20 protein-coding genes and 1 pseudogene are annotated in these 21,474 nt (G+C 69.6%); 8 read left to right on the top strand and 13 right to left on the bottom strand.

Features of this window, described 5'->3' with window-relative positions:
- Window positions 1-10: 10 nt before the first annotated feature.
- Window positions 11-2,524, bottom strand: a complete 2,514-nt coding sequence (locus OG734_RS42920) for a DEAD/DEAH box helicase (RefSeq protein WP_330292782.1) — start codon at window positions 2,522-2,524, stop codon at window positions 11-13.
- Window positions 2,525-2,669: 145 nt separating this feature from the next.
- Here OG734_RS42920 and OG734_RS42925 point away from each other — a divergent pair, with 145 nt between their 5' ends.
- Complete coding sequence (locus tag OG734_RS42925; RefSeq protein WP_330292783.1) at window positions 2,670-3,464, top strand: metal-dependent hydrolase; 795 nt, start codon at window positions 2,670-2,672, stop codon at window positions 3,462-3,464.
- A gap of 23 nt (window positions 3,465-3,487) precedes the next feature.
- Here OG734_RS42925 and OG734_RS42930 read toward each other — a convergent pair whose 3' ends face one another.
- From OG734_RS42930 to OG734_RS42945, 4 genes are all read right to left on the bottom strand, one after another.
- Window positions 3,488-3,745 (bottom strand): type B 50S ribosomal protein L31, encoded by a 258-nt coding sequence (locus OG734_RS42930; RefSeq protein WP_330292784.1) that lies wholly within the window; start codon window positions 3,743-3,745, stop codon window positions 3,488-3,490.
- Between the two features lie 60 nt (window positions 3,746-3,805).
- Window positions 3,806-4,276, bottom strand: coding sequence for a DUF5709 domain-containing protein (locus OG734_RS42935; protein WP_330292785.1), 471 nt, complete (start codon window positions 4,274-4,276; stop codon window positions 3,806-3,808).
- Between the two features lie 141 nt (window positions 4,277-4,417).
- Window positions 4,418-6,199 carry an ABC transporter ATP-binding protein gene (locus OG734_RS42940; protein ID WP_330292786.1) on the bottom strand — a complete coding sequence of 594 codons (1,782 nt, stop codon included), beginning with the start codon at window positions 6,197-6,199 and terminating at the stop codon, window positions 4,418-4,420.
- On the bottom strand, window positions 6,196-8,001 hold the full coding sequence (locus tag OG734_RS42945; protein ID WP_330294000.1) for an ABC transporter ATP-binding protein: 1,806 nt from the start codon (window positions 7,999-8,001) through the stop codon (window positions 6,196-6,198). Before OG734_RS42945 ends, OG734_RS42940 begins: the two co-directional genes overlap by 4 nt.
- A gap of 205 nt (window positions 8,002-8,206) precedes the next feature.
- On the opposite strand from OG734_RS42945, the gene OG734_RS42950 reads away from it, so the two are divergent.
- Complete coding sequence (locus OG734_RS42950; RefSeq protein ID WP_330292787.1) at window positions 8,207-9,835, top strand: peptide-N4-asparagine amidase; 1,629 nt, start codon at window positions 8,207-8,209, stop codon at window positions 9,833-9,835.
- 143 nt (window positions 9,836-9,978) lie between these two features.
- On the top strand, window positions 9,979-11,382 hold the full coding sequence (locus OG734_RS42955) for a cation:dicarboxylate symporter family transporter (protein WP_330292788.1): 1,404 nt from the start codon (window positions 9,979-9,981) through the stop codon (window positions 11,380-11,382).
- A 101-nt stretch (window positions 11,383-11,483) separates the two neighbouring features.
- Here the strand turns inward: OG734_RS42955 and OG734_RS42960 are convergent, their stop codons facing one another.
- Window positions 11,484-11,954, bottom strand: a complete 471-nt coding sequence (locus OG734_RS42960; protein ID WP_330292789.1) for a MarR family winged helix-turn-helix transcriptional regulator — start codon at window positions 11,952-11,954, stop codon at window positions 11,484-11,486.
- 97 nt (window positions 11,955-12,051) lie between these two features.
- On the opposite strand from OG734_RS42960, the gene OG734_RS42965 reads away from it, so the two are divergent.
- Window positions 12,052-13,851, top strand: a complete 1,800-nt coding sequence (locus tag OG734_RS42965) for an ABC transporter ATP-binding protein (protein WP_330292790.1) — start codon at window positions 12,052-12,054, stop codon at window positions 13,849-13,851.
- Between the two features lie 65 nt (window positions 13,852-13,916).
- Window positions 13,917-14,795: an endolytic transglycosylase MltG gene (gene mltG / locus OG734_RS42970; RefSeq protein ID WP_330292791.1), complete on the top strand. Its 879-nt coding sequence runs from the start codon at window positions 13,917-13,919 to the stop codon at window positions 14,793-14,795.
- A 29-nt stretch (window positions 14,796-14,824) separates the two neighbouring features.
- On the opposite strand, the gene OG734_RS42975 is transcribed toward mltG, so the two are convergent.
- The 5 genes from OG734_RS42975 to OG734_RS48185 form a co-directional block, all read right to left on the bottom strand.
- Entirely contained in the window at window positions 14,825-15,922 is a 1,098-nt protein-coding gene (locus OG734_RS42975) for an NAD(P)-binding domain-containing protein (protein ID WP_330292792.1), read from the bottom strand.
- Window positions 15,923-16,065: 143 nt separating this feature from the next.
- A complete protein-coding gene (locus OG734_RS42980) occupies window positions 16,066-17,100 on the bottom strand; it encodes an ABC transporter substrate-binding protein (protein ID WP_330292793.1) in 1,035 nt (344 codons plus the stop codon).
- Between the two features lie 81 nt (window positions 17,101-17,181).
- Window positions 17,182-17,919 (bottom strand): ABC transporter ATP-binding protein, encoded by a 738-nt coding sequence (locus tag OG734_RS42985; RefSeq protein ID WP_330292794.1) that lies wholly within the window; start codon window positions 17,917-17,919, stop codon window positions 17,182-17,184.
- Entirely contained in the window at window positions 17,892-18,782 is an 891-nt protein-coding gene (locus tag OG734_RS42990; protein WP_330292795.1) for an ABC transporter permease, read from the bottom strand. The genes OG734_RS42985 and OG734_RS42990 overlap by 28 nt, the downstream gene beginning before the upstream one ends.
- 136 nt (window positions 18,783-18,918) lie before the next feature.
- The gene (locus tag OG734_RS48185) at window positions 18,919-19,002 is read right to left on the bottom strand and encodes a putative leader peptide (RefSeq protein ID WP_351276907.1); all 84 of its coding nucleotides are present in this window, start codon (window positions 19,000-19,002) and stop codon (window positions 18,919-18,921) included.
- 122 nt (window positions 19,003-19,124) lie between these two features.
- Here OG734_RS48185 and OG734_RS42995 point away from each other — a divergent pair, with 122 nt between their 5' ends.
- Window positions 19,125-19,547, top strand: coding sequence for a secondary thiamine-phosphate synthase enzyme YjbQ (locus tag OG734_RS42995; protein WP_330292796.1), 423 nt, complete (start codon window positions 19,125-19,127; stop codon window positions 19,545-19,547).
- 66 nt (window positions 19,548-19,613) lie between these two features.
- Here the strand turns inward: OG734_RS42995 and OG734_RS43000 are convergent.
- Window positions 19,614-19,844, bottom strand: a pseudogene (locus tag OG734_RS43000) (TetR-like C-terminal domain-containing protein); the annotation flags it as partial.
- Window positions 19,845-19,872: 28 nt separating this feature from the next.
- Window positions 19,873-20,241, bottom strand: coding sequence for a hypothetical protein (locus OG734_RS48190; protein ID WP_443065026.1), 369 nt, complete (start codon window positions 20,239-20,241; stop codon window positions 19,873-19,875).
- Between the two features lie 56 nt (window positions 20,242-20,297).
- Between OG734_RS48190 and OG734_RS43010 the strand changes: the two genes are divergently transcribed.
- On the top strand, window positions 20,298-21,080 hold the full coding sequence (locus OG734_RS43010; protein WP_330292797.1) for an arsenate reductase/protein-tyrosine-phosphatase family protein: 783 nt from the start codon (window positions 20,298-20,300) through the stop codon (window positions 21,078-21,080).
- Window positions 21,077-21,454 (top strand): VOC family protein, encoded by a 378-nt coding sequence (locus OG734_RS43015; RefSeq protein ID WP_330292798.1) that lies wholly within the window; start codon window positions 21,077-21,079, stop codon window positions 21,452-21,454. Before OG734_RS43010 ends, OG734_RS43015 begins: the two co-directional genes overlap by 4 nt.
- Window positions 21,455-21,474 lie beyond the last annotated feature (20 nt).

Consider the following 21,474-nt stretch of genomic DNA (forward strand, 5'->3'; position numbering starts at 1 on the left):
TCTCCTGTGCTCACAGCTGGCCGACGGCGGTGACCTTGATGACGGCGCGGCTCTCCGCGTCAGAGGCCACGAGGTCGACCTCCGCGCTGATGCCCCAGTCGTGGTCGCCGTTCGGGTCGGCGAAGGCCTGACGGACGCGCCACAGCCTGTTCTGCGGCTCCTCCTCGATCATCAGCAGCCGAGGCCCACGGGCGTCGGGGCCGGTGCCGAGGTCCTCGTACTCGTCCCAGTACTTGTCCATCGCCTCGCCCCACGCGTCGGCGTCCCAGCCGGCCTCCGCGTCCAGCTCGCCCAGTGCCCCCACCTGGTCGAGCGCGGCCAGCTCGACACGACGGAACATGGCGTTGCGGACGAGGACACGGAAGGCACGCGCGTTGGCCGTGACCGGCTTGACCTGGTCGGCCTTCTCCTGGGCCTCCTCGGCGGTCATCACCTCCGGGTTGGCGAGCTGCTCCCACTCGTCCAGGAGGCTGGAGTCGACCTGGCGCACCATCTCGCCCAGCCAGGCGATCAGATCCTGCAGGTCCTCGGACTTGAGGTCGTCGGGGACGGTGTGGTCGAGGGCCTTGAAAGCGCCGGCGAGATAGCGCAGCACGATGCCCTCGGTGCGGGCCAGATCGTAGTGCGACACCAACTCGGTGAAGGTCATGGCGCGTTCGTACATGTCACGGATGACGGACTTGGGGGAGAGAGGATGATCGCCGACCCACGGGTGGCTCTTGCGGTAAGTGTCGTAGGCGTGGAAGAGCAACTCCTCCAACGGCTTCGGGTACGAGACGTCCTGGAGGCGCTCCATACGCTCCTCGTACTCGACGCCGTCCGCCTTCATCGCCCCGATGGCCTCGCCGCGCGCCTTGTTCTGCTGGGCCGCGAGAATCTGGCGCGGATCGTCCAGCGTGGACTCGACCACCGACACCATGTCCAGCGCGTAAGACGGCGACTCCGGGTCCAGGAGCTCGAACGAGGCCAGCGCGAAGGTGGACAGTGGCTGGTTCAGAGCGAAGTCCTGCTGGAGATCCACGGTCAGGCGCACGATGCGGCCGGTCGCGTCCGGCTCGTCGAGCTTCTCGACGACGCCGCCGTCCAGGAGCGAGCGGTAGATGGCGATCGCGCGCCGGATGTGCCGCAGCTGCTGCTTGCGCGGCTCGTGGTTGTCCTCCAGCAGGTGCCGCATCGCGTCGAAGGCGTTGCCGGGACGGGCGATCACCGACAGCAGCATCGTGTGGGTGACCCGGAAGCGGGACATCAGCGGCTCCGGATCGGAGACGATCAGCTTGTCGAAGGTGCTCTCCGTCCAGCCGACAAAACCCTCGGGTGCTTTCTTGCGGACCACCTTGCGGCGCTTCTTCGGGTCGTCGCCCGCCTTGGCGAGCGACTTCTCGTTCTCGATAACGTGCTCGGGCGCCTGCGCGACGACGAAGCCCGCCGTGTCGAAGCCCGCACGGCCCGCCCGACCGGCGATCTGGTGGAACTCACGCGCGCGCAGGTTCCGTACACGATTGCCGTCGTACTTCGTCAGCGCCGTGAACAGCACCGTACGGATGGGCACGTTGACGCCTACGCCGAGCGTGTCCGTGCCGCAGATGACCTTCAACAGGCCTGCCTGGGCCAGCTTCTCGACCAGGCGGCGGTACTTCGGGAGCATGCCGGCGTGGTGGACGCCGATGCCATGCCGGACGTAACGGGACAGGTTCTGGCCGAACTTGGTGGTGAAGCGGAAGTTGCCGATCAGCTCGGCGATCCTGTCCTTCTCCTCGCGCGTGCACATGTTGATGCTCATCAGCGCCTGCGCCCGTTCCACCGCCTGCGCCTGGGTGAAGTGCACGATGTAGACGGGCGCCTGCCGGGTCTCCAGCAGCTCCGTCAGCGTCTCGGTCATCGGCGTCAGCTTGTACTCGTACGACAGCGGGACCGGGCGGATCGCCGAGCGAACCACCGAGGTCGGGCGACCGGTGCGGCGAGTGAGGTCCTTCTCGAACATCGAGACGTCGCCCAGCGTCGCCGACATCAGGATGAACTGCGCCTGCGGCAGCTCCAGGATCGGGATCTGCCAGGCCCAGCCGCGGTCGGCCTCGGCGTAGAAGTGGAACTCGTCCATCACGACCTGGCCGACGTCCGCCTGCTTGCCGTCGCGCAGCGCGATGGACGCCAGTACCTCGGCCGTGCAGCAGATGACGGGGGCGTCGGAGTTGACCGAGGCGTCGCCGGTCAGCATGCCGACGTTCTCCGTACCGAAGATCTTGCACAGCTCGAAGAACTTCTCGGAGACCAGCGCCTTGATCGGAGCCGTGTAGAAGGTGACCTCGTCGCGGGCCAGCGCGGCGAAGTGCGCACCTGCCGCGATCATGCTCTTTCCGGAGCCGGTGGGCGTCGACACGATCACGTTCGCACCCGAGACCGCCTCGATCAGCGCCTCCTCCTGGTGCGGGTAGAGCGTGAGACCGCGCTCCTGGGACCACGACTCGAAGGCTTCGTAGAGGGCGTCGGGGTCTGCGGTCTTCGGCAGCTGATCGATGAGGGTCACGCCCCCATCTTGCCTGTGATCCCAGGTGAAGGGGGAATCGGATGCCCGTCCGAAGATCACGGCCGCTACGCTGTGTCGCCGACGGAGCGTCAGCGCACCCGGTCAACTGGACAGCGGCGTACGAGGAATAGGGCGGAAAACGGCCATGATGGGACCAGCACACTCACTCTCGGGGGCCGCTGCCTGGCTCGGTGTCGGAGCCGCCGCGGCGGCGGCAGGCAAACCGATGCCCTGGCCGGTCGTCCTGGTCGGTGCCCTGATCTGCGCCGGTGCCGCACTCGCCCCGGACCTCGACCACAAGGCGGCGACCATCTCGCGCGCCTTCGGGCCGATCTCGCGCGGTCTGTGCGAGATCGTCGACAAGCTCTCCTACGCCGTCTACAAGGCGACGAAGAAGCAGGGCGACCCGCGTCGCTCGGGCGGGCACCGGACACTGACGCACACCTGGCTGTGGGCGGTCCTGATCGGCGCGGGCGCTTCCGCCGTCGCGATCGCCGGGGGCCGCTGGGCGGTGCTGGCGCTCCTCTTCGTGCACATCGTGCTCGCCATCGAAGGCCTGCTGTGGCGGGCGACCCGCGGTTCCAGCGCCGACATCCTGGTCTGGCTGCTGGCCGCGACCAGTGCCTGGATCCTGGCCGGTGTCCTGGACAAACCGGGCAACGGCTCGGACTGGCTGTTCACGGACCCGGGGCAGCAGTACCTGTGGCTCGGGCTGCCGATCGTGCTGGGCGCGCTGGTGCACGACATCGGGGACGCGCTGACGGTGTCCGGCTGCCCGGTGCTGTGGCCGATCCCGATCGGCCGCAAGCGCTGGTACCCGATCGGTCCGCCGAAGGCGCTGCGGTTCCGGGCGGGAAGCTGGGTCGAGCTGAAGGTGCTCATGCCGGCGTTCATGCTGCTCGGGGGAGTGGGCTGCGCGGCAGCGCTCAACTTCATCTGAGGCCCACTGCTGAGACAGCCGTCTCAGCTCTGGCCCTCCCCGCCGCCGTAGCGCCGTTCGAAGGCGGCGACGCGGCCCTCGGTGTCCACCGTCCGGGCCTTGCCGGTGTAGAAGGGGTGGCTCTCGGAGGAGATCTCCACGTCCACCACCGGGTACGTCTCCCCGTCGTCCCACTCGATGGTCTGCTCGCTCGTCGCGGTGGACCGGGTCAGGAAGGCGTATCCGGCGGCCCGGTCCCGGAAGACGACCGGGTGGTAGGCGGGCTGCTTGTCCTGCTGCATGGGTGTTCTCCTCGCTCGGACGGTCGGCGGCCCCTCCGGGCCTTCGTGTCAGGGGGACAGTCAGCCGGACAGGGCGTCCTCGTCGACGATGTGCATCGCGGCCTCCTCGGCCGAGGCCGCGGCGCCGTCGATGCCCACGTCGGTGGCGATCAGCCCGCTCTCCTCGTCCTCGTGCGCGCCCTCGTTGGGGGCCACCAGGCGACCGGAACGGGTGGCGCCCACCTCGTTGTCCAGCGGCTCGCCGTCCATGCCCGCCCAGTCGCCGATGCCGTCGCCGTCCGATGCCGCGACGTCCGGCAGCTCCTCCGCGAGGCGCTGGTCCAGCGTCTCGCCCTGCCTGCGCTCCGCCGCCGTCACACCGGAACGCTCCACCGCCCAGGGACGGTCCGGAGGGGACCAGCCACGGTCGAGGGGGTCCCTCACCCCGTCGGTGAGCAGGGTGTCCTCGGCGTCCAGGAGGCCCGCGTCGTCCTGTACCTCGGATCCGTCGGGCTGGTAGACGTCGTCTCCCCATCCCTCGTCACTGTCCACGGGTACCTCCAGGTGGGTGGGGACCGACCCCGCTGCCGCCCACAGGAGCGGGCAGCCGCCTCCAGCGTTCCACTCCCCGTCGGGAGCGCGCAACGGGACGAAGCCGACCAGGCCCCGCCCCGCTGCCCGATCAGCGGTGTGTCACCCGTGCCACGACCGCCACAGCGCCGCGTACGCCCCGTCCGCCGCGACCAGCTCGTCGTGGCTGCCCAGCTCGCTGATCCGGCCGTTCTCCACGACGGCGATGACGTCCGCGTCATGGGCCGTGTGCAGCCGGTGGGCGATGGCGACGACCGTACGGCCGTCCAGGACCCTGGCCAGGGACCGCTCCAGATGACGGGCCGCTCGCGGGTCGAGGAGCGAGGTCGCCTCGTCCAGGACGAGTGTGTGCGGGTCGGCCAGGACCAGCCGGGCCAGCGCGATCTGCTGGGCCTGCGCCGGGGTGAGCGTGAACCCGCCCGAGCCGACCTCGGTGTCCAGCCCCTCGTCCAGCGCCCGGGCCCAGCCGTCCGCGTCGACCGCGCCCAGCGCGGCCCACAGTTCGGCGTCCCCGGCGTCCGTGCGGGCGAGCAGCAGGTTGTCGCGCAGGGAGCCGACGAAGACGTGATGCTCCTGGTTGACCAGCGCGACGTGCGAGCGGACCTCCTCGGCCGGCATCTTCGACAGTTCGGCGCCGCCCAGGGTGATACGGCCGGTCCGGGGCGCGTAGATCCCGGCGAGCAGCCTGCCCAGCGTGGACTTGCCCGCGCCCGAGGGGCCCACCAGAGCCAGCCGGGTGCCCGGCGCGACCTCCAGGGACACCTTGCGCAGTACGTCCACGCCCTCCCGGTAGCCGAAGTGCACCTGGTGCGCGTGCACGTCCCGCCCGTCCGGGGCAAGCGAGGGGTCACCGGCGTCCGGCTCGATGTCCCGGACCCCGACGAGCCGGGCCAGCGACACCTGGGCGACCTGGAGCTCGTCGTACCAGCGCAGGATGATCCCCACGGGGTCGACGAGCATCTGGGCGAGCAGAGCGCTCGTGGTCAGCTGGCCCACGTCGATCCAGCCCTGGAGCACGAAGACCCCGCCGACCATCAGCACCGAGCAGAGCACGGTCACATGGGTGGCGTTGATGACGGGGAAGAGCACACACCGCAGCCACAGCGTGTAGCGCTCCCAGGCCGTCCATTCCCTGACCCGCCGGTCCGACAGTTCGATCCGGCGTTCGCCCAGCCGGTGGGCCTCGATGGTCCGTCCGGCGTCCACGGTCTCCGCGAGCACGGCGGCGACGGCGGCGTACCCGGCGGCCTCGGAGCGGTAGGCGGAGGGTGCGCGCCGGAAGTACCAGCGGCAGCCGACCACCAGCAGCGGCACCGCGAGGAGCACGGCCGGCGCCAGCGGTGGTGCCGTGACGACGAGGCCGCCGAGCAGCAGCGCCGCCCACACCACGCCGATGGCGAGCTGCGGCACGGCCTCGCGCATCGCGTTGGCGAGCCGGTCGATGTCGGTCGTGATGCGGGAGAGCAGATCACCCGTGCCGGCCCGCTCCAGAACACCCGGCGGCAGCCCGACCGCCCGGACGAGGAAGTCCTCGCGCAGATCGGCCAGCATCCGCTCGCCGAGCATCGCACCGCGCAGCCGCACCTGCCGTACGAAGACGGCCTGCACGACCAGCGCGGCGGCGAACAGGCCGACGGTGAGCTCCAGATGGAGTTCGCGGGCGTCGTCCGAAACCCGTTCGACGAGGTCGCCCAGCAGGTACGGACCGACCATGGAGGCCACCACGGAGACCGTGTTGACGGTGACCAGCAGCAGGAAGGCACGGCGGTGCCTGCGGAAGAGTTCGCTCACGTAGGCGCGTACGGTCGCGGGGGCACCGACCGGCAGGGTGCTCGCCGTTGTCGGGGCCGCCGGGTCGTACACCGGTGGCGCCATGCCGATCATGCCGTCTCTCCGATTTCCTTGAGCTCTTCCAGTTCACCCAGGTCGTCCAGCTCGCGGCCGATGGCCGCCTCGTCCTCGGTCTCCCGGGTCACCACGGCCCGGTATCGCGGTTCCTTGTGCACCAGTTCGCGGTGCACACCGACCGCGGCGACCTCGCCCTCGTGGATCAGCACGACCCGGTCCGCATGGTCCAGGAGCAGCGGTGAGGAGGTGAACACGACGGTCGTGCGGCCGGCGCGCAACTCCCGCACCCCGTCGGCGATCCGGGCCTCGGTGTGCGAGTCGACGGCCGACGTCGGTTCGTCGAGCACGAGCACCTCGGGGTCCGTGATCAGCGACCGTGCCAGCGCCAGCCGCTGGCGCTGCCCGCCCGACAGTGACCGTCCGCGCTCGGTGATCCGCGCGTCCAGCGGGTCCTCGGCATCGAGCGACCCCTGCACGAGTGCCTCCAGTACGTCCCCGCACTGGGCGGCGGCCAGCGCCGCGGCGGCGCTCACCGCACCCGAGGCGGGCACGTCGAGCAGCTCGCGCAGCGAACCGGAGAGCAGCACCGGGTCCTTGTCCTGGACGAGGACGGCCGTTCGGGTGCTGGAGAGCGGTAGCTCGTCGAGCGGCACCCCTCCGAGGAGCGCCGACGTGCCCTCCTCGGAGGGGTGCCCGCCCAGCCGCTCCGCCAGCAGACCCGCCGCGTCGGGATCGCCGCACACCACGGCGGTCAGACGTCCGGCGGGTGCCAGCAGCCCGGTCGCGGGATCGTACAGATCGCCGGCCGGTACCACCGCCTCGCGCGAGCCCGCCGTGTCCGTGGCGCGCTCGAGGGACAGCACCCGCGCGGCCCGTTTAGCGGAGGGCCGCGAGAAGGAGTACGCCATGGCGATCTCCTCGAAGTGCCGCAGCGGATACGTCAGCAGCATGACCGCGCTGTACACGGTGACCAGCTCGCCGACGGTGATCCGGCCCTGCCTCGCCAGGTGCACACCGTGCCAGATGACCGCGATCATCAGCAGGCCCGGCAGCAGCACCTGGATCGCCGAGATCAGTGCCCACATACGGGCGCTGCGCACGGCCGCGTGACGCACCTCCTGCGAGGCCCGGCGATAGCGGTCGAGGAAGAGCTCCTCGCCGCCGATGCCGCGCAGCACCCGCAGTCCCGCGACGGTGTCCGAGGCCAGTTCGGTCGCGCGGCCCGCCTTCTCGCGCTGGAAGTCGGCGCGCCGGGTGGCCCGGGGCAGCAGCGGCAGCGCGGCGAGGGCGAGGACGGGGACACCCACGGCGACGACGATGCCGAGCGCCGGCTGGTAGACGTACAGGCCGACGCAGACCAGGACGACGGTCAGGGCGGCGGCGGTGAACCGGGAGAGGGCCTCCACGAACCAGCCGATCTTCTCCACGTCCCCTGTGGAGACGGCGACGATCTCACCGGCCGCTACCCGCCGCGTCAGTGCCGAGCCCAGCTGGGCGGTCTTGCGGGCAAGGAGCTGCTGGACGCGGGCGGCGGCCGTGATCCAGTTGGTGACCGCGGCCCGGTGCAGCATGCTGTCGCCGAGTGCGATGGCCACGCCGCACCCCACCATCAGCCCGCCCGCGAGGGCCAGCCGCCCGCCCGAGCGGTCGACGACGGCCTGGACGGCGAATCCGACGCCGAACGGCAGCCCGGAGACGGCCACGAAGTGCACCAACCCCCAGGCGAGGGAGGTGAACTGCCCGCCGAGCTGGTTGCGGAACAGCCACCACAGAAATCTGGGGCCCGAGCGCGCATCCGGCTCACCAGGGTCGGGATACGGAAGGTCTTGGATCTTCATGACGTCCCAGTGGCTCGCATCTCGCATGAGGGGGTGGTCGTGGGGGGTTGGGAGGGGCGGGTAATGCCTACAACGGGCCGTGAAAGGTTCGCTCCACAGAGTGGCCGGAGGCAAACGGTTTTCCGGCGAGAGGCGTGGATTCGGCCCGATTGGCGGTTGTTCGCCTCATTGCCGTGCGGGGCCGACTGCCCGTAGAACACCGGCCATGAGAAGCCGGATCATCATGTCCATGCTTGCCGGAGCGACCCTCCTGGCGAGCACCGTCCTCGGAGCGAGTCCCGCCCAGTCGGCTGCGGCGGCCACCCGTGCGGTCGACGTCCCCGCCGAGTTCGGCACCGACTGGCACGACCCGGTCACCGCCGCGCCCGCGGTCACCCGGCCGGTCGGCTCCCCGTCCTGCGAAGTCACCGTAGCCGAGGCCCAGTTCAAGGACTTCACGCCCTACCAGGGCACGTACACGCCCCCGAGCGGTTGCGGCGCGAGCTGGAACAAGGTCGTGCTGAGGATGGACGGCAAGGTGAAGGGCCGTCAGTACGACCGCCTCGGATACCTCCACCTCGGCGGCGTCGAAGTCCTGCGTACCTCAACTCCGCAGCCCTCGCCGGACGGTATCGCCTGGTCCGTGGAGAAGGATGTCACGCGCTACAGCGACACTCTGAGCAAGGCCCAGCCCGTCGAGATGCTCATCGGAAACGTTGTCAACGACACCTACACGGGCATCCTCGACGTCAAGGTCACGCTGACGTTCTACCGGGGGACACCCGTCGCGAAGGACACCCCCGACCGCGTTCTCACCCTCCAGGACGGCACCCTCACCACCCCGCGCAACAGTGAACGCATCGTCGCCGAGGTGTACGCGACCGGTTCCGGCGGCGGCTGCGAGGAGTACTGGTACCTCACCGTCCCCGACGCCGCCCCCTACTCCTGCAAGGCCACGGACGGCCCGTACCGCGAGGTGCAGATCAAGATCGACGGACAACTGGCCGGAATCGCCGCACCCTTCCCGACCGTGTGGACCGGCGGCTGGTCCAACCCCTTTCTCTGGTACGTGATTCCGGGGCCGCGCGCCTTCGACATCAAACCGATCGAATACGATCTGACCCCCTTCGCCGGGCTTCTCAACGACGGCCGCCCGCATGACGTGGAGGTCTCCGTCGTCGGCGTCCCGGAAGGGCAGGCGGGCTGGAGCACCCCCGTCAACGTCCTGGTCTGGCAGGACGCCGAGCGCGCGCGGGTCACCGGCAGGCTCACCGCCCACCACGCGAGCGACCTCGCCAACTCCTCGACGTACACGCCCGGTTCGGCCGACGAACAGCACCGCCTCGACACCGACGGCGCTCACCGGCTGACCGTCGCCGGGTATGTCGACACCTCGCACGGCCGGGTCGTCACCACCGTCAGCCGCGCCCTCGCGGGCACCTCCGTGCACGGCTGGACCGACGGCGAGAACACCGACGGGCTCACCGCCACCTGGACGGACGCCGAGAACGTGACCGTCGACGGGCGCGGGCCGGCCAGGACGACCCGCACGGGGCGGACGTACACGATGGACGGCACGACCACCCTCGGCGCGGGCGACCGGCTGCGGACCGTGCTGACACTCGGCGACCGGGAGGCCGTCACCGAGACGTCCGCGGGCCGTCGTACGGCGTGGTCGTGGCTCGACGACGCGTACGCGGGCGACGCGACGTATACGGCGAACGTGCCGCGCGACCAGCGCCACGCCGTCGGGACGTCGAGCGAGCGCTACCGGCTGTACGGCTCGGCCGGATGCCATGACCGTTCGCTGGTGACCGTGCAGGGGTTGCTCACGGAGGACCGGAGCCGCTGCTGACGGTGCTGTGAGCGGACTGTGGGGGCGGTCGATGATTTACGCGGCCGTTATACGCAAGTTGCAGACGGGGCGAACAGCTCCTCAATAGTGTGTGCGACGCGGAAGCGCTTTTCCGCATCCCAGAAACCCTTGGAGGAGTGCTCGTGCCGCAGTCCGTACCGTCCCTGCCGCGACGCGGCGTACGCATACTGCGTACCTCACTGTTCGCGCAGGTTGCCGTCGCGCTGGTCCTCGGCATCGTCGTCGGCAAACTGTGGCCCGACGTGGCCATAGATCTCAAGCCGCTCGGCGACGGTTTCACCCGGCTCATCAAGACGATCATCTCGCCGCTCGTGTTCTGTGTGGTCGTCGTCGGCATCGCCAAGGCCGGAGATCTCAAGGCGTTCGGCCGGATCGGGCTCAAGGCCCTGATCTGGTTCGAGGTGGCGAGCACGCTCGCCCTGGTCATCGGGCTCCTCGCCGCCAACATCGTCCAGCCCGGCTCGGGCATGAACGTCGACCCGTCCACGCTCGACACCTCGGCGATCGACGCGAAGACGGGCGGCGGCTCGCTGCCCTCGACGACCGAGTTCATCGTCAACGCGATTCCCACCAGTTTCATCGGCGCCTTCGCCGAGAACGAACTCCTCCAGGTGCTGATCCTGGCCTGCCTGGTGGGCGCCGCGCTGCTCCACCTCGGCCACACCAAGGTGCCGAAGGTGCTGCCCGCCATCGAGCAGGCCCAGGAGATCATCTTCGCGGTCGTCGGCTTCATCATGCGACTCGCCCCGATCGCGGTCTTCGGCGCGATGGCCGTCCTGATCGGCCAGTACGGACTCGGCGTGATCGAGACGTACGCCAAGCTGATCATCCTCTGCTACGCGGCTGCCGCGCTCTTCGTCGCACTGCTCGCCGTCGCTCTCAAGATGGTCACCGGGCTCAGCCTCTGGAAGTTCCTCCGCTACATCCGTGAGGAGATGCTCCTCGCGCTCGGCACCGCCTCCACCGAGTCCGTGATGCCGCGCGTGATGCTGAAGCTGCGCAAGGCCGGCGCCCGCGACGACGCCGTGGGTCTGGTGCTGCCCACGGGGTACTCCTTCAACCTCGACGGCGCGTCGCTCTATCTCTCCATCGGCACTCTGTTCATCGCCCAGGCGGTGGGCGTGGACCTCAGCCTCGGCCAGCAGATCACCGTGGTCCTGGTGCTCATGCTCACCAGCAAGGGCATGGCCGGCATCCCCGGTTCGGCCTTCCTCGCCCTGTCCGCGACCGCCTCCTCACTCGGGGCGATCCCGGCCGGGGCCGTCGCGCTGCTGCTGGGCGTCGACCGCATCATGGACTCGATGCGCGTCGTCACGAACCTGCTCGGCAACTGCGTCGCCGTCTTTGCGGTCTCTCGCTGGGAGGGTGCGCTGGACCTGGAGCGCGCGAAGAAGGTGTTGGACCGGGAGATCGTGATCTCCGACGACGAAGACGACGACGGCGCGGCCGACGAAGCCGAGGTGGAGGAACCTGCGAAGGCGGCGGTCCCGGCCCAGGTGTCGGACGCCAAGGAGCCTGCGAGCTGACCTGCGGAACCCGCTAGTCGAACGGGCCGTGGGTCCGCCTCCAGCAGTCCTGGAGGCGGACCCACGGCCCGTTCCTCTGTGTGGACGGTGTTGTCCCGGCCTCAGCAGCGCCGCTCGGGTGGCGCGCCGACCCCGTCCACCAGCGTGTCCAGCAGCCCGCCCAGCACCGTGCGCTGCTCGTCCGTCAGCGGCGCGAGAATCTCCTCCGCCGCGGCCCTGCGGGCTCCGCGCAGCTCGCTCAGTGCCTTGCGACCGTCGTCCGTGAGTTCGATCCGGATGACCCGGCGGCTGTCGGGATCGGGCACCCGGCGCACCTTGCCGCTCGCCTCCAGTGCGTCCACGAGTGTCGTCACCGCCCGGGGCACCACCTCCAGGTGCTCCGCCAGATCGGCCATCCGTGGTGGGGAGCCTTGGTGCTGTAGGTGGTGCGAAAGGGTGCGCAGCAGCCGCGACTGGGCCGGGGTGATGCCGACTCCGCGCTGTTCCAGCTGGTGCTTGTGGATGCGGTGCAGACGGCGGGTCAGACTCAGCAACTGGTCGGCGAGCGGACCGTCGGCGTCGGGGGAACTCATACGGGAACAATATCAGGATGCAGTTCATTGTGAGCATAGGTAACAATGAGCTATGCTCCGCCAGTCGTCATCATCACCGGTCCTCCCGAAGGAGCCCATGAAACCCGAACAACCCGCCTGGACCCCGTCCGCCGACTCGGCGGACCAGCCGCTCCAGGCCCGCCGCATCCTGAAACTCTTCCGCCCGTACCGCGGCCGGCTCGCCGTCGTCGGCCTGCTGGTAGCCGCAGCGTCCCTCGTCTCCGTCGCCACCCCCTTCCTGCTGAAGGAGACCCTCGACGTCGCGATCCCCGAGGGCCGCACCGGACTGCTCAGCCTGCTCGCGCTCGGCATGATCGTCAGCGCAGTCCTCGGCGGCGTCCTCGGCGTGCTGCAGACCCTGATCTCCACGACCGTCGGCCAGCGCGTCATGCACGACCTGCGCACCGCCGTCTACGGCCGCCTGCAGAGCATGTCGCTCGCCTTCTTCACCCGCACCCGCACGGGGGAGGTCCAGTCCCGCATCGCCAACGACATCGGCGGTATGCAGGCCACCGTCACCTCCACCGCGACCTCCCTGGTCTCCAACTTCACCAGCGTCGTCGCCACGATCGTCGCGATGGTCGCCCTCGACTGGCGCCTGACCGTCGTCTCGCTGCTCCTGCTGCCGGTGTTCGTCTGGATCAGCCGCCGCGTCGGCAACGAACGCAAGCGGATCACCACCCAGCGTCAGAAGCAGATGGCCGCGATGGCCGCCACGGTCACCGAGTCGCTGTCCGTCAGCGGCATCCTGCTCGGCCGCACGATGGGCCGCTCCGATTCCCTCACCAGGGCCTTTGCCGAGGAGTCCGACGGTCTGGTCGACCTCGAAGTGCGCTCCAGCATGGCCGGCCGCTGGCGGATGGCCGTCATCGGCATCGTCATGTCGGCCATGCCGGCCGTCATCTACTGGACCGCGGGCCTTGCCCTCCAGTTCGGCGGCCCGTCCGTCTCGATCGGCACGCTCGTCGCCTTCGTCTCGCTCCAACAGGGCCTGTTCCGGCCCGCCGTCAGCCTGCTGAGCACCGGCGTCCAGATCCAGGCCTCGCTCGCGCTCTTCCAGCGCATCTTCGAGTACCTCGACCTGCCCATCGACATCACCGAGCCCAAGAACCCGGTCCACCTCGACACGGTCAAGGGCGAAGTCCGGCTGGAGAACGTCGAGTTCCGCTACGACGACAAGAGCCGCCCGATCCTCGACGGCGTCGACATCCACGTCCCTGCGGGCGGCAGTCTGGCCGTCGTCGGCCCGACCGGCGCCGGCAAGTCCACGCTGGGCCACCTCGTGCCCCGGCTGTACGACGTGACGGGCGGCCGGGTCACCATCGACGGCGTCGATGTCCGCGACCTCGACTTCGACACGCTCGCCCGCGCGGTCGGCGTCGTCTCCCAGGAGACGTACCTCTTCCACGCCACGGTCGCAGACAACCTGCGCTTCGCCAAACCGGACGCCACCGACGAGGAACTGCACGCGGCGGCCGGCGCGGCCCAGATCCACGACCACATCTCCTCCCTGCCCGACGGGTACGACACGGTCGTCGGCGAACGCGGCCACCGCTTCTCCGGCGGCGAGAAACAGCGCCTCGCCATCGCCCGTACGATCCTGCGCGACCCGCCCGTTCTCATCCTGGACGAGGCGACCAGCGCCCTGGACACGCGCACCGAACACGCCGTTCAGGAGGCCATCGACGCCCTGTCGGCCAACCGCACCACGCTCACCATCGCGCACCGCCTGTCCACCATCCGGGGCGCCGACCAGATCGTGGTCCTGGACTCCGGGCGTGCCGTCGAACGGGGCACGCACGAGGAACTCCTGCGCCAGGACGGGCGGTACGCGGCCCTCGTACGCCGGGATGCCGAGCTGGAGCCGACCGGGTGACGTACATGGTCGGACAAGATGAACATATGCCGGATTTGTGACGATTTGCGGGTTACCGTGCCCGCATGCAGATGAACACTCCGTCACGGAGCACTACTCGCCTGACGCGCCGTGGCCGGGCCGTCCTCATCGCGACCGGAGCCGTCGTCGCGGCCACCGCCGTGGCGGTGCCGCTGCTGAGCGTCGACAGCGAAGGGGACCCCCGGCCGACCGCCCTCCTCATCCCGGAGGGCTGGCGCTCCATCCAGGTGTACGAGGCGGTCGACAAGGCACTCGCCCTCCCGGCCGGGAGCACGAAGAAGTCGCTCGGCAGGGCCCGGCTGAAACTCCCGACCGACGCCGAGGGCAACCCCGAGGGCTATCTCTTCCCGGCGACCTATCCGCTGAAGGAGAAGGCCACCCCGGAATCCCTGCTGTCGGTCATGGTCGACACCGCCAACCAGAGGTTCGGTGGTCCGCCGGTCACCGCCGGGGCGCAGCGCAACGCCATGAACGTCTACCAGGCCGTCACCATCGCGAGCATCGTCCAGGCCGAGGCAGCCGGCAAGCAGGACATGGGGAAGGTGGCCCGGGTCGTCTTCAACCGGCTCGAACGCGGGATGCCGCTCCAGATGGACTCCACGATCAACTACGCGCTGAACAGGTCCACGCTGAAGACGACGGCCGGCGACACCCGCCTGAACAGCCCGTACAACTCCTACCAGCGCATGGGTCTGCCGCCCACGCCGATCGCCAACCCCGGCGAGGAGGCGATGCGCGCCGCCATCAACCCGACGCCGGGTGACTGGCTGTACTTCGTCACCGTCAAGCCCGGTGACACCCGCTTCACGGCCGACTACGCCGAACACCAGCGCAACGTCGCCGAGTTCAACCAGAGCCAAAAGAACCAGAAGCACCAGAAGGGCCCGAGCCAGGGGCAGCAGAGCGGGCAGTCCGCCAAGTGACCTGACGGGTCGCGGGACCGAACGGGACGTCAGACAGCGGCCGGCTCCTGGTCGAGCAGCCGCCTGATGTCCCGTACGGCCGCCCGCCCGGCCCGGTTGGCGCCGATCGTGCTCGCCGACGGGCCGTATCCGACCAGATGGACGCGCGGATCGGCGACCGCGCGCGTCCCCTCGACGCGGATGCCGCCGCCGGGCTCGCGCAGCCTGAGCGGCGCCAGATGGTCGATCGCGGCCCGGAATCCGGTCGCCCAGAGGATCACGTCGGCGTCGACACGCTGTCCGTCGGCCCATTCGACCCCGTCCGGGGTGATCCGGTCGAACATGGGCCGCCGGTCGAGGACGCCGTCGGCGAGCGCCTGCCTGATCGCGTCGTTGAGGGGCAGCCCGGTGACCGACACGACACTCTTCGGCGGCAGCCCCTGGCGTACCCGCTCCTCGACGAGGGCGACTGCCTCCCGCCCGAACTCCTCGGTGAAGGGCCCCTCGCGGAAGACCGGCGGACGCCGGGTCACCCACGTGGTCGCGGCGGCGTACGGAGCGATCTCCATCAGATGCTGGGTACCGGACGCCCCTCCGCCCACGACGACCACCCGTTGCCCGGCGAACTCCTCGGGCCCGGGGTACTGCGCGGTGTGCAACTGCCGCCCCCGGAAGGTCTCCTGGCCCGGATAGCGCGGCCAGAACGGCCGGTCCCAGGTGCCGGTGGCGTTGATCAGCGCACGTGCCGACCAGACTCCGTCCGAGGTCTCGACGAGCAACCGCCCGTCTCCGTCGCCCTCGCGCACGGCACGTACCTCCACCGGACGGCGCACCTTCAGATCGAAGGCGCGCTCGTAGGTGTCGAAGTACTCGCCGATGACCTCGGCGGACGGCCGCGCCGGGTCGGCGCCCGTCAGTTCCATGCCGGGCAGGGCGTGCATCCCGTGCACCTTGCCGTAGGTGAGCGACGGCCAGCGGAACTGCCAGGCGCCGCCGGGATGCGGGGCGTGGTCGAGAACGACGAAGTCCCGCTCCGGCACGAAGCTGGTGCGCTGCAGGTGATAGGCGCTGGACAGACCGGCCTGACCAGCGCCTATCACGACGACATCGACTTCTCGTACGCCATCGCGTATCCCGGTATCGTTCACGCTTCTACTAACCGGGGGAGGGGCGAGGATCTTCCCGCGACGGCCCTGCGCCGCCGGACCCCGGACCGGACCGTCCGCCCATCGCGCTCGGTCGGCGACCGAATCCAGTAGGGAACCAGTGGAGATGGACGGTCATCGCGGGGTCACGACTCCTTGCTGGGGCGCGGGGCCGTGGTGGACGGGGGCAGGTCGTCGTTGAAGCGCCGGTCCACGTACTTCGCGAAGTCGACCTTGTTCGGGATGAGCTTCAGGCTGGTGAACGTGTCCGCGATCTCCTGCTCGGACGCGACAAGCGCGTCGTCGATCGCCACCGGGATACGGGTCGCGTTGGACCTGTTCACCGACGCGAGCGCCACGTCGTACGGCAGCCCGGTGTCCTTCGCCCACACCTTGGCCCACGCGTCGGGGTGCGCGTACACCCAGTCCTGGGCGCGCCGCAGCCGCTCCACGAAGTCCTTGATGGCCGCCGCCTTCTTGCTGTCCCTCAGCGCGGAGGGCGCCGACACCTGGAAGTTGAGCCCATTGACCACCCCCTCGCCGTCGGCCAGGACGCGCCCCTGCCCGCCCTTGAGCACCTGAGAGGTGTACGGGTCCCACACCGCCCACGCGTCGACGCTGCCGCTGGTGTACGCGGCCAGCGCGTCGGCCGGCTGGAGGTACTTGACCTTGATGTCGTCGAGGGTGAGCCCGGCCTGCTTGAGGGAGGCGATCAGCTGGTAGTGCGCGGACGAACCCTGCGCCACGGCAACGGACTTGCCCTTGAGGTCGGCGGCCTTCCTGAGCTTCGAGTCCTTGGGGACAAGGACGGCCTCGCCTTGGGAACCACCGCGCAGAGCACCCACCACGGTGATTTTGGAACCGGCGCCGGCCGCGAAGACCGGCGGGGTGTTGCCGACGCTGCCGATGTCGACGGCCTTGGCGTTGACGGCTTCGAGGAGGGGCGGTCCGGAGGTGAAGGTGGACCACTTGATCTTGTAGTCCAGGTTCTTGAGTTCCCCGGCGGCCCGCAGTACGGCCTCCGAACCACCCTTCTGGTCACCGACGTTGAGCGTGAGGGACCCCTTGCCGTCGGTACCGCTGCCGGAGCCGATGGAAGAGGCGGCCGAGCTTCCGTCGCAGGCCGAGGCGAGAAGGGTGAGAGGGAGGAGCAGCGCGGCGGGGACGAGGTGTCGTCGCATGGTCGTTCGTTCCGATCGTTTCTGTGCAGCTGAGGGGGGAAACAGGGGAGCGGGAGGGCGGTTGCGAGGGGTTGCGAGGGCTCAGGCGGCTTCGGCGGCGGTGTCGACGCCCAGGCGTTCCAGGAGTCGGGCGCGCAGTTCGGCGAATCGCGGGTCGGTGATGTCGCGCGGGCGGTCCAGGTCGACCGTCGTCTCGTACGCGATGACGCCCTCGTCCATCACGAGGACGCGGTCGGCGAGCAGGACCGCCTCCTCGACGTCGTGCGTCACCAACAGGACGGCACAGCCCCGCCGTTGCCAGAGTTCGCCGACCAGCCGCTGCGCCTTGATACGGGTGAGCGCGTCCAGCGCGCCGAACGGCTCGTCGAGCAGCAGGAGATCGGGCTCGCGCACCAACGCCCGGGCCAGCGAAGCGCGTTGGGCCTCACCGCCGGACAGCGTCTTGGGCCAGGCGTCAGAACGGTGGCTGAGGCCGACCTCGGTGAGCGCCTGCTCGGCGACCTCGCGTCCGGGCTTGCCGGGAAGCCCGAGCAGGACGTTGCGCCACACCTTCTTCCACGGCATCAGCCGCGGCGCCTGGAAGGCGACGGCCTTGCGTCGCGGTACGAGGACGGTGCCCGCGATGTCGCGGTCGAGGCCGGCGAGGATGCGCAGCAGCGTGGACTTTCCGCAGCCGCTGCGGCCGAGCAGGGCCACGAACTCGCCCGGTCGGACGTCGAGTTGAAGGTTGTCGATGACGGTACGGCCGTCGAAGGAACGGGTCAGCCCGTCGACCCGTACGGCCGGTGAGGTCACCGTCCGGTGAACGTCGGTCGCCATTGCAGCAGCAGCCTTTCGAGGGAGCGGACGACGAAGTCGGCCAGCAGGCCGAGGAACGCGTAGACGATGAGGCAGACCACGATCACGTCGGTCCGCAGGAAGTCCCGCGCCTGCACCATGAGGAAGCCGATACCGGCGTCCGCGTTGATCTGCTCGGCGAAGACGAGCGCGAGCCAGGCGATGCCGAGCGAGTAGCGCAGCCCGGTCATCGCCCCGGGCAGTGCGCCCGGCAGCACGACATGCCGGACCAGCCCCCACCGGGACAGCCCCAGCGACTCCCCGGCCTCGATCAACTGGGCGTCCACGCCGCGGATTCCGGCGTAGACGTTGAGGTAGAGCGGGAAGGTCACACCGAGGGTGATGATCGCTACCTTCGGGGTCTCACCGATGCCGAACCAGATGATGAAGAGCGGGATCAGGCCGACGAAGGGCACGGTCCGCAGCATCTGGACAGGCGCGTCGACGAGGTCCTCGCCGACCCGGAACAGGCCCGAGACGAGGGCGAGTCCGGTGCCGATGACGGTACCGAAAAGCAGTCCGAGCGCGACCCGCTGGAGCGAGGTGCCCATCGCGTTGCCCAGTGAACCGTCGGTGATCAGATCACTGCCGACCTCGGCGATCCGCTCGGGTGAGGCGAGGATGTCGGCAGTCAACACGCCCGTACTGCTGAGGAGTTGCCAGAGAGCCAGGAGCAGCAGCGGGCCCGAAGTGCGGCGCAGCCAGCGGGGGACGCGGGTGCGGCGGGTGGAGCTGGGGACGATGGGTTCGAGGTCGGGGAGGGCGTGCTCGGTGTCACCGGAAGGACCTGATTCAGCTGATATATCGGGCTTTGGGGAGCCGGGTGGGGCATGGCTGATGCTCATGAGTGCTCCACGAGGAGGAGAGCGACCGGGGAGGAGGTGTGCCTCGACACCGCCGCGTCCGAAGCGGATCAGGGGAGATCCCGGACGTGCGGGTTGGGCGGCGCCCAGACGGGCGGGAGGAGAGAGGAAAGGGGCGTCAGCAGCCGCGGCGACACGCGGCGGAGGCCACCCGCAGCAGGTCGATGTGACCGCGCGTGGTGAGCATGGCTGAACGCAACATGCCGCTGAAAGTAGCCAGATGTCGTGACCACGGTCAATGGTGTCTCGCGGAGTGGACCTTCCGTATCAAGGGGCGGAGGCCCGGGCGGGCGCGGCTCCCGGCGGTTGGGTGAGGATGGGGACATGTCCGATGCCTTCACCACCCGCGTCCTGAACGTCGCCTCCGGCAGCGAGGAGACGGTTGTCGACCTCACCCGTGACTGCGAGACCTTCCTGAGGGAGGTGGCGGGCGGCCGGGACGGTCTTCTCAACATCTTCGTCCCGCACGCCACCGCCGGAATCGCCATTATCGAAACGGGCGCCGGAAGCGACCACGACCTGCTGGCCGCGCTGCACACCCTGCTCCCCTCCGACGACCGCTGGCAGCACCGCCACGGCACCCCCGGTCACGGCCGCGATCACGTACTCCCGGCCCTCGTCCCGCCGCATGCCACGCTGCCGGTGCTGGGCGGGCGGCTCGAGTTGGGGACGTGGCAGTCGGTGTGCCTGGTGGACACCAATATCTCCAATGCCAACCGTCACGTGCGGTTGAGTTTCCTGGGATGAGGGAGATCGTCCTGGGGGCGTCGATACCCCGCTACATATCTTGGGGGTCGTTGTGGCCGGGTCTGATCAGTAGTGCAGGAGGGGGAGGAACACGTCGTCGACGATCTCCTCCAGGATGGCTTCGGGGACGGGTGCCTGGGTGCGAAAGAGTTCGTGGCGGACCAGGTCCACGGGCAGGGAAGCGACCCGCGGCGTGATGCGGTCGAGCTGTATCTCGCCGCGCCGGTCGGCGCGTTCCAGGATGGTCATGATCGTTTCCGCGCCGAAGAACTGTCCTCGCAGATAGCCCGCCACCTCCGGACTGCGGAATCGTGCGGGGAGTCACTCAAGAGCGGGTCAACGGGCCGCCCCCGGGTTTGGCGGCGGCCGTCACGATGGCGCGACCACAGTTCTCCGTCGTCACCGCAGGCGCGCCGGTGGCCGCGTTCTTCCGCTCTTCCTCCGGCGCGCCGTCATGCTGTTCGCCGAGACCTACGACGACTCCTTCGGTGTCCTGCTGCACACCGTCCCGGCGGGTGGGTCGGGGTTCCGGAAGGTCGTCGGCATCCCACTGTTCGCGCACTTCGAGAGTGACGCCGAGGCCGCCGGGGTGTTCGACCTGGCGATGGCGGAACAGCCCGTACACCGTTTCCCGCAGCCCGTAGCGTTTGGGCAGATCCCGCCCCGGTCTGCCGGTCCGCGTCCGGAACCACATCCCGTCGGGGCATCGCGAAAGAATTGCATCAATTCTGTTTGATGTATTCTTGTTCCATGGCGTCCTCGGGACACGCTGCTCCGGCGTTCGTGTATCTGGCCGCTCACCCGCTGCGGTGGCGGCTGCTGACCGAGCTGGCCACAAGCGACTACCGGGTCCGTGAGCTGGTGGAGCGGGTCGGTCAGCCGCAGAACCTGGTCTCCTACCATCTGCGGCTGCTGCGCGGCGGCGGGCTGGTCACCGCCCGGCGCAGCAGCTTCGACGGTCGTGACAGCTACTACCACCTCGACGTGGGGCGTTGCGCGCACGCGCTCACCGGTGCCGGTACGGCCCTGCATCCGGCGCTGGGATTCGAGGCCACCTCCTCACCGCCGTCAGTCATAACGCCGTCCGCGAGGTCCGCTGTGCTGTTCGCCTGCACCGGCAACAGCGCCCGGTCGCCGATCGCCGAGGCGCTGTTGCGGCACCGCACCAACGGGCAGGTCGAGGTGACCAGCGCCGGCAGCCACCCCAAACAGCGCATCCACCCCGACGCGGTGCGGGCCCTGCGTGAGCACCACGGCATCGACATCTCGAGTCGACGTCCGCAACACCTGGACACCCTGGTCGGCCGCCGCTTCGACTACGTGATCAGCCTGTGCGACAAGGTCCGCGAGGTCTGCCCCGACTTCGGCGACCATCCGCGGCCTGTGCACTGGAGCATCCCCGACCCCGCCACGGCCGGCGGCGATGAAACAGCCGGCTACCCCGCCTTCGTCCGCACGGTGGCAGAGATCGACACCCGCATCCGCTACCTGCTGCCGCTGCTCGCCCGCACGCCACAGGAGGTCAAGCCATGACTACGTCAGACCAGTTCGCCAGCGTCCGGTACCTCGTCGACGATGTCCAGGCGGCCGTCGACTTCTACACCACCCACCTGGGTTTCACCCTCCGGTTCAGCGCCGCCCCGGCCTTCGCCGACGTCGTGCGCGGGCCGCTGCGGCTACTGCTGTCCGGCCCGGCCAGTTCCGGTGCCCGCGCCACCCCCAGCGGCATGGATGCCGGACGCAACCGCATCCACCTGATCGTGGACGACCTCGACACCGAGATCGAACGGCTCCGCGACGCCGGACTGGCCTTCGCGAGCGATGTGGTCTCCGGTCCCGGCGGGCGTCAGATCCTGCTCACCGACCCCGCAGGCAACCTCATCGAAGTGTTCGAACCTGCCCGTTAGTCGAACAGGACAAGCTCGCA

This window comes from Streptomyces sp. NBC_00576 (genome assembly GCF_036345175.1).
In the GTDB taxonomy this organism is placed as follows: domain Bacteria; phylum Actinomycetota; class Actinomycetes; order Streptomycetales; family Streptomycetaceae; genus Streptomyces.

What these genes read in the sequence shown, in the direction of transcription:
- OG734_RS42925 (WP_330292783.1), top strand. Translation starts at nt 2,670, where the DNA reads ATGATGGGACCAGCACACTCACTCTCGGGGGCCGCTGCCTGGCTCGGT.
- OG734_RS42930 (WP_330292784.1), bottom strand. Translation starts at nt 3,745, where the DNA reads ATGCAGCAGGACAAGCAGCCCGCCTACCACCCGGTCGTCTTCCGGGAC.
- OG734_RS42940 (WP_330292786.1), bottom strand. Translation starts at nt 6,199, where the DNA reads ATGATCGGCATGGCGCCACCGGTGTACGACCCGGCGGCCCCGACAACG.
- OG734_RS42945 (WP_330294000.1), bottom strand. Translation starts at nt 8,001, where the DNA reads ATGAAGATCCAAGACCTTCCGTATCCCGACCCTGGTGAGCCGGATGCG.
- OG734_RS42950 (WP_330292787.1), top strand. Translation starts at nt 8,207, where the DNA reads ATGAGAAGCCGGATCATCATGTCCATGCTTGCCGGAGCGACCCTCCTG.
- OG734_RS42960 (WP_330292789.1), bottom strand. Translation starts at nt 11,954, where the DNA reads ATGAGTTCCCCCGACGCCGACGGTCCGCTCGCCGACCAGTTGCTGAGT.
- OG734_RS42965 (WP_330292790.1), top strand. Translation starts at nt 12,052, where the DNA reads ATGAAACCCGAACAACCCGCCTGGACCCCGTCCGCCGACTCGGCGGAC.
- mltG (WP_330292791.1), top strand. Translation starts at nt 13,917, where the DNA reads ATGCAGATGAACACTCCGTCACGGAGCACTACTCGCCTGACGCGCCGT.
- OG734_RS42980 (WP_330292793.1), bottom strand. Translation starts at nt 17,100, where the DNA reads ATGCGACGACACCTCGTCCCCGCCGCGCTGCTCCTCCCTCTCACCCTT.
- OG734_RS42985 (WP_330292794.1), bottom strand. Translation starts at nt 17,919, where the DNA reads ATGGCGACCGACGTTCACCGGACGGTGACCTCACCGGCCGTACGGGTC.
- OG734_RS42990 (WP_330292795.1), bottom strand. Translation starts at nt 18,782, where the DNA reads ATGAGCATCAGCCATGCCCCACCCGGCTCCCCAAAGCCCGATATATCA.
- OG734_RS48185 (WP_351276907.1), bottom strand. Translation starts at nt 19,002, where the DNA reads ATGTTGCGTTCAGCCATGCTCACCACGCGCGGTCACATCGACCTGCTG.
- OG734_RS42995 (WP_330292796.1), top strand. Translation starts at nt 19,125, where the DNA reads ATGTCCGATGCCTTCACCACCCGCGTCCTGAACGTCGCCTCCGGCAGC.
- OG734_RS48190 (WP_443065026.1), bottom strand. Translation starts at nt 20,241, where the DNA reads ATGTGGTTCCGGACGCGGACCGGCAGACCGGGGCGGGATCTGCCCAAA.
- OG734_RS43010 (WP_330292797.1), top strand. Translation starts at nt 20,298, where the DNA reads ATGGCGTCCTCGGGACACGCTGCTCCGGCGTTCGTGTATCTGGCCGCT.
- OG734_RS43015 (WP_330292798.1), top strand. Translation starts at nt 21,077, where the DNA reads ATGACTACGTCAGACCAGTTCGCCAGCGTCCGGTACCTCGTCGACGAT.